The organism is Stenotrophomonas sp. LST15-1-1.1 (assembly GCF_040815575.1).
Taxonomy (GTDB): domain Bacteria; phylum Pseudomonadota; class Gammaproteobacteria; order Xanthomonadales; family Xanthomonadaceae; genus Stenotrophomonas; species Stenotrophomonas lactitubi_B.
Genome location: NZ_JBFPNJ010000033.1, coordinates 51,960 through 69,412, shown reverse-complemented (window position 1 = coordinate 69,412; position 17,453 = coordinate 51,960). Strand labels below are relative to the sequence as shown.

Genomic DNA, 17,453 nt, shown 5'->3' with positions numbered 1-17,453 from the left:
TGTCATCAAACCGTAGTCTACTGGCACCACTCCAGTAACTGAGCCCTACGGTGCCCTCGTGCAGAAACGCATCCTGATCGTCGATGACGAGCCCGCGATCCGCGAAATGGTCGCCTTCGCCCTTCGCAAGGGCGATTACGAACCTGTCCACGCCGGTGACGCCCGCGAGGCCCAGACCGCCATCGCCGACCGCGTCCCCGACCTGATCCTGCTGGACTGGATGCTGCCCGGCACCAGCGGCCTGGACCTGGCCCGGCGCTGGCGCAAGGAAACCCTCACCCGCGAAGTGCCGATCATCATGCTGACCGCGCGCGGTGAAGAGAACGACCGCGTCGGCGGTCTCGAAGCCGGTGTGGACGACTACGTGGTCAAGCCGTTCTCGGCGCGCGAACTGCTGGCCCGTATCCGTGCGGTGATGCGCCGCGCCCGCGACGATGACGAGGACGGCAGCGTGGCGGTGGGTTCGATCCGCATCGATGGCGCCGCCCATCGCGTGTTCGCCAACGACCAGCCGGTGCCGATCGGCCCGACCGAATACCGCCTGCTGCACTTCTTCATGACCCACCCCGAGCGCGTGTATACCCGTGCGCAGCTGCTGGACCATGTGTGGGGCGGCAGCGTGTATGTGGAAGAACGCACCATCGACGTGCATATCCGTCGCCTGCGCAAGACGCTGGAACCGTTCAACGCCGAGAACATGGTGCAGACCGTGCGCGGCGCCGGTTACCGCTTCTCCACCGCAACCTGAGCCTCGTCGTGCCGGCGCCGTGCACCCCACGGTGCCGGCGTCGGCAACTCTGCTATAACCCTCGGTTCACCTGCGTGAACCGCCGCAACCCACGACGAGACCGCAATGCCCCGCCACATCCGCTCTGCCTGGTTGAAGACACTGGCCACCGTGGCCACCGTGTTGCTGTTGGCCGGTCTGGTCGGATGGTTCACTGGCCACCTGTGGCTGTGCATCGCGCTGGCGGCACTGGCCACGCTGGTCTGGCATTACTGGCGGCTGCGCCGCGTGCTGCGCCGGCTGACCGCGCGCCAGCGTTGGGATACCGCGGCCGAAGGCACCGGCGTCTGGAACGAGCTGGACCGCCTGCTGTACCGCAACCAGGTCGAGATGCGCGTGCGCAAGCGACGCCTGCTGGACATGCTGCGCAGCTATCGCGCTGCAGCGGCCGCGCTGCCCGATGCCGTGGTGGTGCTGGACCGCAACAGCCAGCGCGTACAGTGGTTCAACGAAGCGGCCACGGCGCTGCTCGGCCTGCACCATCCCGGCGATCTGGGTGAGGCCCTGGTCGAACGCCTGCAGCCGATGCCGCTGGCCCACTGGCTGGCCGGTGGCCGCAACGCCGAACCGATCCTGGACGTGCCCTCGCCGGTCGATCCTGCGATCCGCCTGAACCTGCGCCTGATTCCCTATTCGTCCGACTACTGGCTGCTGATCGCCCGCGACGTCAGCAAGCTGCTGCGCCTGGAACAGGTCCGCCGCGACTTCGTGGCCAACGTTTCACACGAACTGCGCACCCCGCTCACCGTGGTCCACGGCTACCTGGACATGATGGACCCGGAGGATTTCCCGGGAACCGGACCGATGCTGGAAGAGATGCGCAAGCAGAGCCAGCGCATGGCCCAGCTGGTGGAAGACCTGCTGACCCTGTCGCGGCTGGAATCGCAGGAACACAGCGAGGCCGAGACGGTGGCCATGCAGCCCATGCTGGCCACGCTGCGCCGCGAGGCTGAAGCGCACAGCCAGGGCCGCCACCAGATCAGCATCGATGACCTGGCCGGCGTGGACCTGCAGGGTTCGACCAAGGAACTGCACAGCGCGTTCTCCAACCTGGTCACCAACGCGGTGCGCTACACCCCGGCCGGTGGCCGCATCGCGGTGGAGTTCCGCCGCGAGGGCGACGGCGTGGTGCTGGCAGTGCGTGACACCGGCTACGGCATTCCTGCCACCCACCTGCCGCGCCTGACCGAACGCTTCTACCGTGTCTCCAGCAGCCGCTCGCGCGAAAGCGGCGGCACCGGCCTGGGCCTGTCGATCGTCAAGCACATCCTCGGTCTGCACCACGCACGCCTGGAAATCGACAGCGAGGTCGGCAAGGGCTCGGTGTTCGCCTGCCATTTCGATGCCGACCACGTACGACCGCGTGAGTCCGCCCCCCTGACCTCCTTCGAAGAATGACGCCATGAGCAGCCTCGGATCCCTCCCCCTCCCCGTGAGCACGGACAGCGATCCGTTGCGCGACCCGGCGCTGTACATCAACCGCGAACTGTCGCAGCTGGATTTCAACTTCCGCGTGCTGGCACAGGCGATGGACCCGCAGGTGCCGCTGCTGGAGCGCCTGCGCTTCATGTGCATCTCCTGCACCAACCTGGATGAATTCTTCGAGATCCGTGCCGCTGCGGTCCGTCATGCGCAGGAGTTCGGCCTGCCGCCGGCCCCGGACGGCATGAGCCCGCAGGCCATCCTCAATGCCATCCACGAGCGCGCCGCCGAGCTGGTGGACCAGCAGTACCGCTGCTGGAACCAGACGCTGCGTCCGGCGCTGATGGAGGCCGGCATCGGTGTGCTCGGCCGCAATTCCTGGACCCACCGCCAGAAGCGCTGGCTGCGTGCCTACTTCCGCAACGAGATCATGCCGGTGCTGTCGCCGCTCGGCCTGGATCCGGTGCATCCGTTCCCGAAGATCCTCAACAAATCGCTGAACATCGTGGTGGTGCTGAAGGGCACCGATGCGTTCGGCCGCAGCGGCCACCTGGCCATCGTGCGTGCGCCGCGTTCGCTGCCGCGGATCATCCAGCTGCCGGAAAAACTCGGCGGCCCGCAGAACTTCGTGTTCCTGTCCTCGGTGCTGTCCACCTTCGTGGACGAGTTGTTCCCGGGCCTGGAAGTGCTGGGCGCCTACCAGTTCCGTGTCACCCGCAACTCCGAGCTGGTGGTGGACGAGGAGGAAGTGGAAAACCTGGCGCTGGCGCTGCGTGATGAGCTGGTGGACCGTGGCTACCGTCCTGCGGTGCGCCTGGAAATCGCCCACGACATGCCGCGCGACATCGTCCGCACCCTGCTGCAGAACTTCGGCCTGACCGAGAACGCGGTGTACCGCATCGATGGACCGGTCAACCTCAACCGCATCATCCAGCTGTACGACCTGATCGCGCAGCCGGACCTGAAGTACCCGCCGATGACCCCGCGCACCCTGCGCGACAGCGACGGCATCTTCGAGACCGTGGCCCGCCAGGATCTGCTGCTGCACCACCCCTTTGACGCGTTCGCAGCGGTGCTCGACCTGATCCGCCAGGCCGCGCTCGATCCGAACGTGCTGGCGATCAAGCAGACCCTGTACCGCACCGGCAAGGACTCCTTGATCGTCGATGCACTGATCCAGGCGGCACGTGCCGGCAAGGACGTGACCGTGGTGGTCGAGCTGCGCGCGCGGTTCGATGAAGAAGCCAACCTGGGCCTGGCCGATCGGCTGCAGGAGGCCGGCGTGCAGGTGGTGTACGGCGTGGTCGGCTACAAGACCCATGCCAAGATGCTGCTGATCGTGCGCCGCGAAGGCCGCAAGCTGCGTCGCTACGTGCACCTGGGCACCGGCAACTACCACAGCGGCACTGCACGCGCCTACACCGACCTGAGCCTGATCACCGCCGATGCGGACATCGGCAACGACGTCCACCTGCTGTTCCAGCAGTTGTCCGGGCTGGCCTCGAAGATGAAGCTCAAGCGCCTGCTGCAGTCGCCCTTCACCCTGCACACGGGGATCCTGGCGAGAATCGAGCGCGAGACACGCATCGCCGCCGCCGGGCGACCGGCGCGGATCATCGCCAAGATGAACGCCCTCAACGAAGCGCAGGTGATCCGTGCGCTGTACGCCGCCTCGCAGGCGGGCGTGCAGATCGACCTGATCATCCGCGGTGCCTGCACCCTGCGCCCGGGCGTACCTGGCGTATCGGACAACATCCGCGTGCGCTCGATTGTCGGCCGCTTCCTGGAACACAGCCGGGTCTACTGGTTCGGCAACGACGGCGCACCGGAACTGTACTGCGCCAGCGCCGACTGGCTGGAACGCAACCTGCTGCGCCGGGTGGAGACCTGCTTCCCGATCCTCGACCCGGCACTGGCCAAGCGGGTCTATCGCGAAGTGCTGCAGAACTACCTGGACGACAATCTCAACGCCTGGGAACTGGATGCCGAGGGCATCTACCACAAGCGCGCACCGGCCCACGACGAAGCGCCGCATTCGGCACAGATGGCGTTGATGCAGGGACTCTGACCCGATGGATGCCGACCTTGGTCGGCACGTTTGGATGCATCCACGCATGGCGTGGATCTACCGTGTCGACCAAGGTCGACACCTACCAACAGCTGCGTGAACCTGTCGAAGGCGGGGTGGGTCCGGTTGCGGGGGTGTCCGCGGCATGGATGCCGCGGCCAAGCCCCCAAGGATGGGTTCACGGCGTCCCCCGCAACCGGACCCACCCCGCCATCCCACGGATACCCCGCTTTTGACGTTGATGTTGATGTTGATGTTGACTCTGCGGGTGCAGGGCGCAGCCCTGCCGCACTCCCCCCACAAAATGTGAAGGCCACGCGGTGACGAGTTCACCGCCCCTTCGGCTAACATTCGCCCATGCCGCATACCACCACGACTCCGCCCGCATTGCAGGATGGCGACCTGCTGGCCGCCATCGACCTTGGCTCCAATAGCTTCCACATGGTCATCGCGCGCTACACGCTTGGCCAGCTGCGGGTGATCGACCGCCTGCGCGAGACCGTGCGCATGGCCGACGGTCTGGACGGCAAGGGCGGACTCTCCGCAGCAGCGCGGCAGCGCGCGCTGGAGTGCCTGGCCCGGTTCGGCCAGCGCATCCGCAACGTCCCTCCCCATCGCGTGCGTGCACTGGCCACCAACACGGTGCGCCAGCTGCGTTCGCCGCAGGCCTTCCTGATGCCGGCCGAAACCGCGCTCGGGCATGCCATCGAAGTGGTCAGTGGCCGCGAAGAGGCGCGCCTGATCTATCTGGGCGTAGCCCATGCGCAGCCCCCCAAGCCCGACCAGCATCGCCTGGTGATCGACATCGGTGGCGGCTCCACCGAATTCATCATCGGCAAGGGCATGCAGACGCTGGAGCGCGAGAGCCTGCAGGCCGGCTGCATTGCCAGCACCCGTCGCTTCTTCCCGGGCGGCAAACTCAGCAAGAAGCGCTGGAAAGATGCACTGGCCGAGATCGGCCGCGAGTTCCAGCCCTTCGCCAGCAAGTACCGCGCGCTGGGCTGGCAGGAGGCACTGGGGTCGTCCGGCACCCACAAGGCCATCAGCGAGATCTGCGCGACGATGAAGCTGAGCAAGGGCGCGATCACCGCCGAGGCCCTGCCGCAGCTCCGCGATGAGCTGCTGAAGGCCAAGAAGATCGACGACATCGTGCTGCCTGGCCTGTCCAGCGATCGCCGGCCGATCATCGCTGGCGGCATCCTGGTGCTGGAGGCCGCCTTCCAGGCGTTGGGCCTGGAGAAGCTGCTGGTCAGCAAGGCTGCAATGCGCGAAGGCATCCTCTATGACATTCTCGGCCGCGCCGGCGACAACGACCCGCGCGATGAATCGGTGGCCGCCCTCACCCATCGCTATGGTATCGATACGGTGCAGGCCGGTCGCGTGCAGGACACCGCACTGTCGTTGCTGGAGCAGGTGCAGGAACGCTGGAAGCTGGACGCCGATGACGCACGCATGCTCGGCTGGGCCGCGCGCCTGCATGAACTGGGGTTGATGATCGCCCACAGCGGTTACCACGTGCATGGCAGCTACGTGCTGGAAAACTCGGACATCGCCGGCTTCTCGCGGCAGGAACAGCAGATGCTGGCGACACTCGTGCGTAATCACCGCCGCGGCATCAGCAAGACTGCCTTCGATGCCATTCCCGAACGCCTGCTGCTGACGGCACGACGCCTGGTTGCCTTGTTGCGCCTGGCGGTACTGCTCAACCGCGCGCATGAAGACGCACCGCTGCCGGCGCTGGAACTGACCGCCGACGACGGCCGCCTGTCGCTGATCGTGCCGCAGGCCTTCATTGATGCACGCCCGTTGCTGCGCGCCGACCTGATCGGCGAGACCGAAGGCATCGCCGGGCTGGGCATCCAGTTCCGTCCGTTCGTGGTCTGAGCAGGACGCCGGGGCGCCCACGCATCGCCGTCGGCGCCCGATTACATTTCGTTACAGTCCGCGCAATCGACCGCCAATTCCTGCTGCAACGCAGCAGCAGGCTTTGGCGGCGTGCGACCCGCCTGGACGTAAACCCCTGCTTTTGTTCACGTTTGGTGAAAACACGTGATGTGTAACGACACAAACCGACACGCGCTCTTTACATAGCATTAACCAACGAGACTACTATCGGGTCATCGGCTCGGTCCTGGACCTGCCGATTCCTTCGACGCCCGTTTTGGCGTCCTTTGCACGACCCGAGAGAGAGAGCTCGTCATGACTTCACGCACCACCGCACTGGGGCAGGCCATCCGCTATGCCCTGGCAACCACCGCGACGCTGGCAGCGCTGCCGGCGTTCGCCCAGAGCAGCAGCACCGCCTCGCCGACCAACCTGGACCGCATCGAGATCACCGGTTCGCGCATCCGCCAGGTGGACGTTGAAACGGCGCAGCCGGTGCTGGCCCTGAGCCGTACCGATATCGAACGCCAGGGCTTCAGCTCCGTTGCCGACATCCTGCAGAACGTGACCGCGATGGGCAGCCCGGCGATCAGCCGCGCAAACGCGCTGAGCTCGGGCGAGAACACCGGCGGCACCTATATCGACATGCGCAACCTGGGCGCGCAGCGCACCCTGGTGCTGGTCAACGGCAAGCGCCTGGGCATCAGCACCTCGGGCCTGCAGGACGTGTCCTCGCTGCCGGTGTCGGCGGTGGAGCGCATCGAAGTGCTGAAGGATGGCGCTTCGGCCATCTACGGTTCCGATGCGATGGCCGGCGTGGTCAACATCATCACCCGTTCCAACGTCAACGGCGTGACCGCCAACGTCTACCACGGCCAGTACAGCGAAGGCGACGGCGCGCGCGACCGCTTCGACGTGGTGGGCGGCTGGAGCAACGACCGCGTGTCGCTGACGCTGGCGCTGGAACACTCCGAAGAAAAGAGCGTGTGGGCACGTGACCGCTGGTTCAGCAAGTACGGTACCAGCGACCACAACCCCAATGACCCCTCCAACTGGACCACGCTGAGCCAGTACGGCCAGATCACCGGCCTGAAGGGTCGCCCGGGTTGCACCGATACCCGGCTGGGCTGCGGCTACTCGCTCAACCGCGGTGCCGACCCGACCAACCCGGCCAATTACCACCTGACCGATGCGACACCGTTCACCGGTGACGTCAGCAATGCCAACGACCAGATGCACGTCATGTACCCGATCAAGCGTGATTCGGTGTACTTCGATGGCCGTTTCAAGCTGACCGACGACATCAACCTGCGTACCGAGTTCGGCTACAACAAGCGTTCTTCCGAGCGCCAGATCGCCGGCTACCCGACCCAGTCCAGCTCGGTGTCGATTCCCAATGACCCGAACGCCACGGGCCAGATGTCCAGGGACAGCTACTTCAACCCGTTCGGCAGCCAGCATGGTTACGCCAACCCGACCGCAGTGTCCTGGAACCGCCGCACGTGGGAAGTGCCGCGCGTGAGCACCAGCGAACTGAAGACCTATCGTGCGGTGGTGTCGCTGGATGGCACCTTCGAGATTGGCCAGCGCTACTTCGACTGGGACGTGGGCTACCAGTACAACCGCAACGAGCTGACCGCCACCGCCACCGGCAACCTGCACAAGAAGCGCGTGCGTGATGCCGTGGGCCCGTCGTTCCTCGACCCGGCCACCGGCAAGGTGATGTGCGGCCGCCAGGGCGCGGTCATCGATGGCTGCAAACCGTGGAACCCGCTGGTGCCGTTTGGCAAGAATGACCCGAACGGCCTGACCGGCAACGAAGAGCTGCTGGCCTGGCTGTTCCCGGCCGAAAAAACCACCGGCCGCACCACCACCAAGAACGCGTTCGCCAATCTGTCGGGCAGCATCATGACCCTGCCGGCCGGCGACCTGGGCTTTGCCTTCGGCGTCGAAAGCCGCAAGGAAGATGGCCAGTACACGCCTGACGCGCTGGCCCAGACCGGTGCCACCACCAACCTGGCCGCTGGCCCGACCGGTGGCAGCTACACGGTGAAGGAAGCCTACCTGGAGCTCAACGTGCCGATCCTGGCCGACCTGCCGGGTGCCAGGGAACTGAGCATCAGCGCCGCAACGCGCTTCTCCGAGTACAACACCTTCGGCAACACCCTCAACAGCAAGTTCGGCTTCAAGTGGAAGCCGATCGACCAGCTGCTGGTCCGCGGCACCTGGGCCGAAGGCTTCCGCGCACCGACCATCAGTGACCTGTACGGCGGCGGTTCGGAAACCTTCGCGCAGTTCAGCGATCCCTGCGACACCGTGTTCGGCGCTTCCAAGAACAGTCCTGAAGTCCGCGCACGCTGCGCACGCGATATCGCCGATGCCGGCAACTTCCGTCAGCTGCGCCAGGGCAACACGCCGGTGACCACCGCGCAGGATGCAACGCCGACGCCGTTCGTATCCGGTTCCAACCCGCAGCTGACCCCGGAAACCTCGACCAGCAAGACGCTGGGCCTGGTGTGGAGCCCGACCTTCGTCAGCAACCTCAACGTTGCGCTGGACTGGTGGAAGATCCGCATCGACAACACCATCGTCGATGACAGCCCGAACCAGATCCTCACCGACTGCTACGAGCAGGGTATCGCAGCACGTTGCAGCCGCTTCACCCGCGACGCAGCCACCGGCATCGTCACTGGCCTGAAGTTCGGCAACCGCAACGCCGGCTTCGCCGAGACCGAAGGCTACGACCTGGACGTCAGCTACCGCGTCGATACCAGCTACGGCAAGCTGAGCGCTGGCTGGACCAGCACCTACGTCAGCAAGAACGTGTACCGTTCGACCAACGATACCGGCGTGGTGCCTACCCCGATCAACGGCGTGGCCAACACCATCGGCACCAGCACCAGCCTGGCCTTCCGGGTGCGTTCGAACCTGGTGCTGGGTTGGGATATCGGTGACTTCGGCGTCAGCTGGACCGCGCGTTACTACTCCGGCGTGAAGGAGCGTTGCCTCAACGCCACCCGTTACGCGGATGAGTGCTCCGATCCGGGCTTCATGGCTCCGTGGATCAAGGGCACCCGCGATTACAACCAGCGTGGTGCGGTCACCTTCCACGACGTGCAGTTCCGTTACAACCTGCCGTGGGATGCCACCGTGTCGGTTGGCGCCAACAACGTGTTCGGCAAGGAAGGCCCGGTGATGTACAGCAAGCCGAATTCGTCGTTCTCCTACTACGGTGGCTACGACATCGGTCGTTTCATGTACATGAAGTACCAGCAGCGCTTCTGATCCATACGCTGACGCAACACCACGACCACGGCCCTTCGGGGCCGTGGTTTTTTTGTGCCCATGAACTGCGCAGGCCCGTCCTGCCCGGCCGTCATCGCGCTGTCGCAAAGCGGTCATGTCGGCTACATCGCCAGGCCCGAGCATGCGTAAAACCGGAGGCCCGCCATGCGCTATGCCATCGTCACCGAAACCTACCCGCCGGAGATCAACGGCGTCGCACTGACCGTGCAGGGCCTGGAGCAGGGATTGCGCGCCGCCGGCCACGAGGTCGACCTGATCCGCCCGCGACAGGCCAGTGAAGCGCTGGAGGCGGCACCGCGCACCCTGCTGGTTCCGGGCGCGGCCTTGCCGCGTTATCCCGGCCTGCGCTTCGGCCTGCCCGCACCGATCCGGCTGGGCCGGCACTGGCGGCAGCAGCGCCCGGATGCGATCTACGTGGCTACCGAAGGTCCGCTGGGCTGGTCGGCACTGCGCACCGCGCGCCGTCTGGGCATTCCGGTGGCCACCGGATTCCACACCCGCTTCGACGAATACCTGCCCGACTATGGGGTGGCGTGGCTGCAGTCGGCGGCAATGCGCTGGATGCGCCGCTTCCACAACCAGGCCGATGCGACCCTGGTGCCTACCCGCGAACTGCAGGAATTCCTCACCGAGCAGGGCTTCGAGCGTGTGCGCCTGCTCGCGCGCGCGGTCGACAGCCAACAGTTCGACCCGTCGCGCCGCGACCCGGCGCTGCGCGAAGAATGGGGTATCGATGGTACGGGGCTGGCGGCGATCTACGTTGGCCGCATCGCCGCCGAAAAGAACCTGGGCCTGGCTGTGAAGGCCTTCCGCAAGCTGCAGCAGGTGCGTCCGAAAGCACGCTTCATCTGGGTCGGCGATGGCCCGGCGCGCGAGAAGCTGGCCCATGAGAATCCCGATTTCATCTTCTGCGGCATCCAGCGCGGCGATGCCCTGGCCCGCCATTTCGCCAGTGGCGATCTGTTCCTGTTCCCCAGCCGCAGCGAGACCTTCGGCAACGTGACCCTGGAAAGCATGGCAAGCGGCCTGGCCACGGTCGCTTTCGACTACGGCGCGGCGCGCGAGTACCTGCGCAACGGCGAGAACGGTGCGGCAGTGAATGGCGACGAGCAGTTCGTGCAGGCAGCGGTTCAACTGGCAGCCGACGATGCCCTGCGCCGCGAATTGGGCGGCAACGCGGCGCGGGCGATGAAGCGGCTGCACCCACAGCAGGTGGTGGCAGAGTTCGAAAGCCTTCTGGCGGAACTGGCCAGCGCGCGGAGGAGCGGACATGCGCACCACGCCGCTTGAGCTGCTGGCCGGTCGCGAAGCGCGCTTGTGTCGCCGTGCCAACCACTACTGCCGACGTCGCCGCGTGCGCCGCGTCTTCTCGATCATCAGCCGGCTCGGCGATGGCGTGTTCTGGTACGTGTTGATGGGCGCGCTGGTGCTCATTGATGGCTTCGATGGCCTGCGTGCATCGGTGCACATGGCCGCCACCGGCCTGGCCGCACTGCTGCTGTACAAGGGCCTGAAACGCTGGACCCGGCGACCACGGCCGTACGCGGCCGACCTGCGCATCCGTGCCTGGGTGGCGCCCCTGGATGAGTTCAGTTTCCCGTCCGGGCATACCCTGCACGCGGTGTCGTTCACCATCGTCGCGCTGGCCTACTACCCGTGGCTGGCACCACTGCTGGTGCCGTTCACCTTCGGCGTCGGCCTGTCGCGCGTCGTACTGGGCCTGCACTACCCGAGCGACGTTCTGGCGGCCACCGGCATCGCTGCACTGCTGGCCTCGGCCAGCCTGGCCTGGCTGCCGCTGCCAGTGTGATGCCCTAGAATATCCGCATGACCACGCTGTTCATCTCCGATCTGCATCTGGACCCCAGCCGTCCGGCCATCACCGACCTGTTCCTGCGCTTCCTGCGCGAGGAGGCGCCCGGCGCCGACGCGCTGTACATCCTTGGCGATCTGTTCGAAGCCTGGATCGGCGATGACACCCCCTCGGCCGCAGCCGATGCGGTCGCCGATGCACTGAAGGTACTGTCCGACAGCGGCGTGCCGGTGTTCTTCATCCGCGGCAACCGTGACTTCCTGCTGGGCGAAGACTATGCCCGCCGCGCCGGCCTGCGTATCCTGCCCGACCCGTGCATGATCGAACTGTACGGCCGCCCGGTGCTGCTGCAGCACGGCGACCTGCTGTGCACCGATGACATTCCCTACCAGCAGTTCCGCGCCCAGACCCGCGATCCTGTCTTCCAGGCGCAGTTCCTTTCGCAGCCGCTTGACGCGCGCATCGCCTTCGCGCAGAAAGCGCGCGATGCCAGCCAGGCGCGCCAGTCGGAAATGAAACAGGGCGACCGTGCGCAGTTCGAAACCGTCACCGACGTGGCCCCGGCCGAAGTGGAAGCCACTTACGTACGCCACGGCGTGGACACGATGATCCATGGCCACACCCATCGCCCGGCGATCCACACCCTGCAGGCCGGCGGACGCAGCTGCACCCGCATCGTGCTGGGCGACTGGTACGAACAGGGCTCGGTGCTGCGTGTGGATGCCAACGGCTGGACCCTGGATACGCTCGCGCGCGTCTGATGGGTCGCTGGGTGCCAACCAAGGTTGGCATCTACCAGAGCAGATGCACGCGCTCTGGTAGACGCCGACCTTGATCGGCGTTTGGCCTCAGCGGAAGGCCGCGATGGTGGCCTTGGTGTTGACCAGCACGCGCTGGTTGTCGGCACTGCTGGCGATGCCCATCGGCACGCCGTTGTAGCTGATGTTCGGATTGGACCAGTAGTTCAGCCGCGGGCAGCCGGCCGAGCAGTCATAGGCCATGATCGTGCGCCAGCGCGATCCGCTGGCCGGCTCATAACGATAGCCATGGCCATAGGCATACGGTGACGTGCTCGGATCACTGGCGATATCGTGCCGTGCGCTCTGCAGGTGGCCGATTTCATGGGCGAACGAGTAGTAGCCCGTGGCGCAATCCCAGTACACCGCGGCAAACGCGGTCGATGCGGTGGAACCGATGCCCGAGGCCAGTCCGCAGTAGCTGGTGTTGTTGATCAGCAGTACGCCAACGTCGGCGGCGGTGCTGTTGCGGCTGGTGTGGATGCTGTCCATGTAGCCGTCGCTGGTGCCACGGAAGCGCGACAGGTCGGTGGTGAAATTACCGGACTCGGTGTAGCTGGTGGTTTCATAACCGGCCAGCTGCAGGGTCAGGCCCACGTTGCTGTTGGTATACCCCTGGTTGGATTCGGCAACGGCCAACTGCACCAGCGACTGCATGTTGCCACCGTAGGCGGTCACTGCAGCGTTGGTCGCTACCACCAGCACGCGGATGGTCGCCGGACTTCCCGACGAGGCCTGCGCGGTGCCGAGGCGATCATTGGCCGGCATGGCGATCTTCGGCAACTGGTTGTAATCGGCCGGATGGTCCGCCGGCATCCGCGATTCATCCACCTCGACCAGCACGTGGCGATTGCCGAGCGGACGCAGGCGATACAGTTTGCCGTCCTTGCGGATCGAACCGGTGAGGGTGTTGCCCGAGCGCACCAGGATCAGCGAGTTGCCCGGATCGTCCTGTCCATTGGACGTGGCCGCCTGCAGGCGATCGGAGGGCGAGCGCAGCTGGCCATACCAGACGCTGCCACCATCCGGCAGTGCCTCGACCTTGCTGCGCACAGCCTGCACCTTCTGCCCGAGCAGCTCGAATTCCAGCTGCGGCTGCGCGGTGGCGGCGGCATCGACACGCACTTCCTGCACGGCGGCGGTGGACGGGGTGGCCAGCAACCGCCCTAGTGCCGGCTCGTTGGTGGCCGATGCACGACTGAGCACGGTGACCGGCTCGAACAACGGCGCCGCACTCGCGGCCGCCGCTACCGACAATCCCAACAACAGACCACCTGTCGCTTTACCTATCGATCTGGACATCATCTTGTCGCTCCTTGGAGTGAAGTAGACAGCGTTGATGCAGCACGACCCGGGGTGCCGGGTTCGGCCATCAGGCCTGCGCAGGGCGTGTGAATTCAATAGATCAGGGGAATGGAAATCGCGATCTGTGATCGACCGCATCTACGTTCAGCCAGGTCAAAAGCGTCAGTACACTTCGCCAACACACGGTTTTCGCGCTACCGTGACGTGGCCACGACAGGGGATGCACATGGCGGCAGCGCAGCACGGCAGTGACACGACGGCTGATCCGGGCCTGCTGCGGATCGGCCTGTTCTTCGACGGCACCCGCAACAACGCGCACAACCTGGCGCAGGGTCACCGGCAGGTGCCGCGACCGCGCCCCGCCCTGCTCCGCGCCGATGACGATTCGACCTACCAGAGCCGGCTGACCAGCAGCTACGACAACGGCGCCACCAACATCGCGCGCCTGCACCAGCTGTATCCGGACAGCCGGCGCACACCAGGCAGCGCACCTTCGCTGGCGATCTATGTTGAAGGTGTCGGCACCCGCGACAACGCCGAGGACGACCTGATCGGTCTGGCTTTCGGGATTGGCGCCAGTGGCGTGCAGGCGAAGGTGCAGCGTGCGTTGCAGGTGCTGCTGCCGGCGGCACTGTCGGCACTTGCGTCGCAGTGGCGCGCGCCGCTGCACAGCGTGCAGCTGGATCTGTTCGGCTATTCGCGGGGCGCGGCCTCCGCGCGCGATGTGGCCAACCACCTGCGCGGGTGGGATGCCGCGCGCTGGCGGCAGCTGCTGCAGCAGGCCGGGCTTTCGTGCAGCGCCGACTTCGCCCTGCCGCGGCCGACACTGCGCTTCATCGGTCTGTTCGACACGGTGGTCGCCGTCAACGGTGGCCGCACCGACGAGCATCCCCGCATCGCCCTGCCCGCAGGCATCGCCGAGGCCGTGTTGCAGCTCAGCGCGCGCGACGAGCATCGCCAGCACTATGCGCTGACCACGGTGGCACCGGCCCATCCTGAAATCGCACTGCCCGGCGTGCACGCCAACATCGGCGGTGGCTACGACCAGGTGGAAGAAGGGCCCAAGCTGCTCAGCCGGCCGCGACGGCAGCTGCTGCGCCGGCCCAGCGTGGAGGACTACCAGACGCCGCCACTGGCCCTGCTGCAGGCGACGACCGCCTATGCTGAGGCACAGGCTGACGCCGAACGCTGGCGGCAGCAGCTGGGGCTGAGCCCGAAGGAAGTGTGGGTCGATGTCTGGCACCAGTGGCAGCAGCAACGACGCGCGGGCAGCCGCAGCGTGCTGATGTCGCCGGTGCTGTACGCCACCGCTGCGGTGGTGCTGCACCGGCCCATCGACTGGCGCTATCAGCTGGTTGCGCTGCAGGTGATGCAGAAGCACGCCGTCGATGCCGGCGTGACCTGGACCGCCGATGCCGCCGCGGTGGCGGGTTGGGAGCTGCCCAGCGCGCTGCAGCCGATCGCGCGCCGCCTGATCGCCGGCCAGCCGCTGACGCCGACGCAGGAAGCGCTGCTGCGCCGCCGTTACCTGATGCAGTCCGCACACTGGAATTTCGATGCGCTGGGCGATACCGCCCTGACCTACACCGCCGATGCTGGTGTCAGCGAGCTGCCGTATCGGCCTGGGCCGGGGTTGTTCTACATCAACCGGCCGACGGTGGATGGCAGGCGCGTGGTGTTGCCGAACGGGTGAACGGCGTCCACGCATGGCGTGGATCTACTGCAAGCGCGCATGGCGTGGATGTGGATCGGCCGACGCCGGTCAACCCGCCTGTTCGATCAGATTGGCGAGCTCATCCGCATCGAACCCCGCCAGCAGGCGCGCTTCCATGTTGAACGGCCCGTGCAGGTAGCCACCGGCATATTCGACCAGCAGTTGCTTGAACCGCGCGCGCGGTTCGACGCCAGCACGCTCGCAGTACCAACGGAACCAGCGCGATCCGGCCGCAACGTGTGCAACCTCCTCGCGCAGGATCACTTCCAGCACATCGGCGGTTTCACCGTCGCCGACGTTGCGCAGCTTGTCGATCATGCCCGGGGTCACGTCCAGCCCACGCGCTTCCAGCACGCGCGGCACCAGCGCCATGCGCGCGAGGCCATCGTGCGCGGTCTTCTCGCACATTTCCCACAGGCCGTTGTGCGCAGGAAAATCGGCGTACTCATGGCTGTGTGCCAGCAGGCGCTCGCGCAGCAGCATGAAGTGGCGCGATTCGTCGTCGGCGCAGCTCACCCAGTCGGCATGGAACGCCGCCGGCAGACCGCGGAAGCGGTACACCGCGTCCCAGGCCAGGTCGATCGCATTGAGCTCGATATGGGCAATGGCATGGATGAACGCCGCGCGCCCCTCGACCCCGCCCAGGCCGCGTCGGGGTACTTCTCGTGGATGCACCATCAGCAGCTGCGGCGGCCGACCCGGCATGCGGATCGGATCGGCCATCGGCGCCTCGGCCGGTACGTGCAACCGGCCGGCGCGGAATGCGGCGGCGTAGGCCTGGGTCAGAGCGACCTTGCGCAGAGGATCGGCTTCGGCCAGGCACTGCTGCGCGGCGCGCAGCAGATTGCCGCCGACGTCAGGCACATCGATCACCACCTGGACCTCAGGCGCGGCGCTTGTGCTTGGCGTCGTCCGAACGCAGCTGCTGTATGCGCTCGAAGTAACCCGGCTCGATGCCCGTCGGGTAATGCCCGTTGAAGCACGACGAATCGAAGTTGCGCAGCGCCGGATTGCCTTCGCTCACCGCCGCTTCCATGTCTTCGATGTCCTGGTAGATCAGCCAGTCGCAGCCCAGGTGCGCTTCGATTTCCTCGATGCTGCGGTTGTGTGCGACCAGTTCTTCAGCGGCCGGCATGTCGATGCCGTAGATGTTGGGGTAACGCACCGGCGGCGCGGCGCTGGCCAGGTAGACCTTGCGTGCGCCGGCGTCACGCGCCATCTGCACGATCTGCTGGCTGGTGGTGCCGCGCACGATCGAGTCGTCCACCAGCAGCACCACGCGGTTGCGGAATTCCAGGTGGATCGGGTTGAGCTTGCGGCGCACCGACTTCACCCGTTCGCCCTGGCCCGGCATGATGAACGTGCGGCCGATGTAACGGTTCTTGATGAAGCCTTCGCGGTACTTCACCCCGAGCACGTTGGAGATCTCCAGCGCAGCATCGCGCGAGGTGTCCGGGATCGGGATGATGGTGTCGATGTCGTGGTCCGGGCGCAGGCGCAGGATCTTCTCGCCCAGCTTGATGCCCATGCGCATGCGCGCCTTGTGCACCGACACGTTGTCGATCATCGAATCGGGGCGTGCGAAGTACACGTACTCGAAGATGCACGGGGTGTGTTCGGCCGGCTCGGCACAGATTTCCGAGAACAGTTCGCCGCGCGCGGTGATCACCAGCGCTTCGCCCGGCTGCACGTCACGCACGCGCTGGAAGCCCAGCACGTCCAGCGCGGCCGACTCGGAGGCCACGATGTACTCGTCGCCCTCGGCGTGGCTGCGCTTGCCCAGCACCAGCGGGCGGATGCCGTGCGGATCGCGGAAAGCGACCAGGCCCAGGCCGAGCACCACGCTGACCACCGCATAGCCGCCCTTGCAGCGACGGTGCACGCCGGCCACCGCACGGATGGCCGCTTCCGGGCTGAGCTGGCGCTGCTGCTCCAGTTCGTAGGCGAACACGTTCAACAGCACTTCGCTGTCCGAATCAGTATTGACGTTGCGGCGGTCCTGCTCGAACACCTGCTGGCGCAGGTCCTCGGTGTTGATCAGGTTGCCGTTGTGGGCCAGCGCGATGCCGTACGGCGAATTGACGTAGAACGGCTGCGCCTCGTCCATGCCTTCCGAACCGGCGGTCGGGTAACGCACATGGGCGATACCGACGCTGCCTTCCAGGGTGGACATGGTGCGTGCATCGAAGACATCGCGGACCAGGCCGGTGGCCTTCTGCACCCGCAGGCGGCTGCCGTTGACGGTGGCGATGCCCGCCGCGTCCTGGCCGCGATGCTGGAGGACGGTCAAGCCGTCATACAACTGCCCGGCGACGTTCTGGTTGCCGACGATTCCGACGATGCCACACATGATGCGA

The 17,453-nt window shown here is 66.2% G+C and carries 12 protein-coding genes; 9 read left to right on the top strand and 3 right to left on the bottom strand.

The window, feature by feature from the left end; genetic code table 11:
• Positions 1–58: 58 nt before the first annotated feature.
• The 8 genes from phoB (at position 59) to lpxH (ending at position 12,041) form a co-directional block, all read left to right on the top strand.
• The gene (gene phoB, locus MRBLST15_RS19200) at positions 59–748 is read left to right on the top strand and encodes a phosphate regulon transcriptional regulator PhoB (RefSeq protein ID WP_089239076.1); all 690 of its coding nucleotides are present in this window, start codon (positions 59–61) and stop codon (positions 746–748) included.
• A gap of 105 nt (positions 749–853) precedes the next feature.
• The gene (phoR, locus tag MRBLST15_RS19195) at positions 854–2,185 is read left to right on the top strand and encodes a phosphate regulon sensor histidine kinase PhoR (protein WP_025878120.1); all 1,332 of its coding nucleotides are present in this window, start codon (positions 854–856) and stop codon (positions 2,183–2,185) included.
• A 4-nt stretch (positions 2,186–2,189) separates the two neighbouring features.
• Complete coding sequence (ppk1, locus tag MRBLST15_RS19190; protein ID WP_025878118.1) at positions 2,190–4,277, top strand: polyphosphate kinase 1; 2,088 nt, start codon at positions 2,190–2,192, stop codon at positions 4,275–4,277.
• 357 nt (positions 4,278–4,634) lie between these two features.
• Entirely contained in the window at positions 4,635–6,161 is a 1,527-nt protein-coding gene (gene ppx, locus MRBLST15_RS19185) for an exopolyphosphatase (protein WP_312705687.1), read from the top strand.
• 315 nt (positions 6,162–6,476) lie between these two features.
• Complete coding sequence (locus tag MRBLST15_RS19180) at positions 6,477–9,446, top strand: TonB-dependent receptor domain-containing protein (protein WP_367787412.1); 2,970 nt, start codon at positions 6,477–6,479, stop codon at positions 9,444–9,446.
• A 165-nt stretch (positions 9,447–9,611) separates the two neighbouring features.
• Entirely contained in the window at positions 9,612–10,757 is a 1,146-nt protein-coding gene (locus MRBLST15_RS19175) for a glycosyltransferase family 4 protein (RefSeq protein WP_367787410.1), read from the top strand.
• Positions 10,738–11,277, top strand: coding sequence for a phosphatase PAP2 family protein (locus MRBLST15_RS19170; RefSeq protein WP_025878111.1), 540 nt, complete (start codon positions 10,738–10,740; stop codon positions 11,275–11,277). Before MRBLST15_RS19175 ends, MRBLST15_RS19170 begins: the two co-directional genes overlap by 20 nt.
• Positions 11,278–11,294: 17 nt before the next feature.
• Positions 11,295–12,041 (top strand): UDP-2,3-diacylglucosamine diphosphatase, encoded by a 747-nt coding sequence (lpxH, locus tag MRBLST15_RS19165; RefSeq protein ID WP_367787408.1) that lies wholly within the window; start codon positions 11,295–11,297, stop codon positions 12,039–12,041.
• 87 nt (positions 12,042–12,128) lie between these two features.
• Here the strand turns inward: lpxH and MRBLST15_RS19160 are convergent, their stop codons facing one another.
• Positions 12,129–13,382 (bottom strand): zinc-dependent metalloprotease, encoded by a 1,254-nt coding sequence (locus tag MRBLST15_RS19160; protein ID WP_367787406.1) that lies wholly within the window; start codon positions 13,380–13,382, stop codon positions 12,129–12,131.
• Positions 13,383–13,602: 220 nt separating this feature from the next.
• On the opposite strand from MRBLST15_RS19160, the gene MRBLST15_RS19155 reads away from it, so the two are divergent.
• A complete protein-coding gene (locus MRBLST15_RS19155; protein ID WP_414716164.1) occupies positions 13,603–15,075 on the top strand; it encodes a DUF2235 domain-containing protein in 1,473 nt (490 codons plus the stop codon).
• Positions 15,076–15,144: 69 nt separating this feature from the next.
• On the opposite strand, the gene MRBLST15_RS19150 is transcribed toward MRBLST15_RS19155, so the two are convergent.
• Positions 15,145–15,969, bottom strand: a complete 825-nt coding sequence (locus tag MRBLST15_RS19150) for a ferritin-like domain-containing protein (RefSeq protein WP_312705682.1) — start codon at positions 15,967–15,969, stop codon at positions 15,145–15,147.
• 10 nt (positions 15,970–15,979) lie between these two features.
• A complete protein-coding gene (gene purF, locus MRBLST15_RS19145) occupies positions 15,980–17,446 on the bottom strand; it encodes an amidophosphoribosyltransferase (protein WP_025878104.1) in 1,467 nt (488 codons plus the stop codon).
• Positions 17,447–17,453: the final 7 nt, after the last annotated feature.

Excerpts from the sequence above, each read along its gene's own strand:
- purF (WP_025878104.1), bottom strand. The coding sequence starts at position 17,446 with ATGTGTGGCATCGTCGGAATCGTCGGCAACCAGAACGTCGCCGGGCAG.
- ppx (WP_312705687.1), top strand. The coding sequence starts at position 4,635 with ATGCCGCATACCACCACGACTCCGCCCGCATTGCAGGATGGCGACCTG.
- ppk1 (WP_025878118.1), top strand. The coding sequence starts at position 2,190 with ATGAGCAGCCTCGGATCCCTCCCCCTCCCCGTGAGCACGGACAGCGAT.
- MRBLST15_RS19160 (WP_367787406.1), bottom strand. The coding sequence starts at position 13,382 with ATGATGTCCAGATCGATAGGTAAAGCGACAGGTGGTCTGTTGTTGGGA.
- MRBLST15_RS19155 (WP_414716164.1), top strand. The coding sequence starts at position 13,603 with ATGCACATGGCGGCAGCGCAGCACGGCAGTGACACGACGGCTGATCCG.
- MRBLST15_RS19180 (WP_367787412.1), top strand. The coding sequence starts at position 6,477 with ATGACTTCACGCACCACCGCACTGGGGCAGGCCATCCGCTATGCCCTG.
- MRBLST15_RS19170 (WP_025878111.1), top strand. The coding sequence starts at position 10,738 with ATGCGCACCACGCCGCTTGAGCTGCTGGCCGGTCGCGAAGCGCGCTTG.
- lpxH (WP_367787408.1), top strand. The coding sequence starts at position 11,295 with ATGACCACGCTGTTCATCTCCGATCTGCATCTGGACCCCAGCCGTCCG.
- MRBLST15_RS19175 (WP_367787410.1), top strand. The coding sequence starts at position 9,612 with ATGCGCTATGCCATCGTCACCGAAACCTACCCGCCGGAGATCAACGGC.
- phoR (WP_025878120.1), top strand. The coding sequence starts at position 854 with ATGCCCCGCCACATCCGCTCTGCCTGGTTGAAGACACTGGCCACCGTG.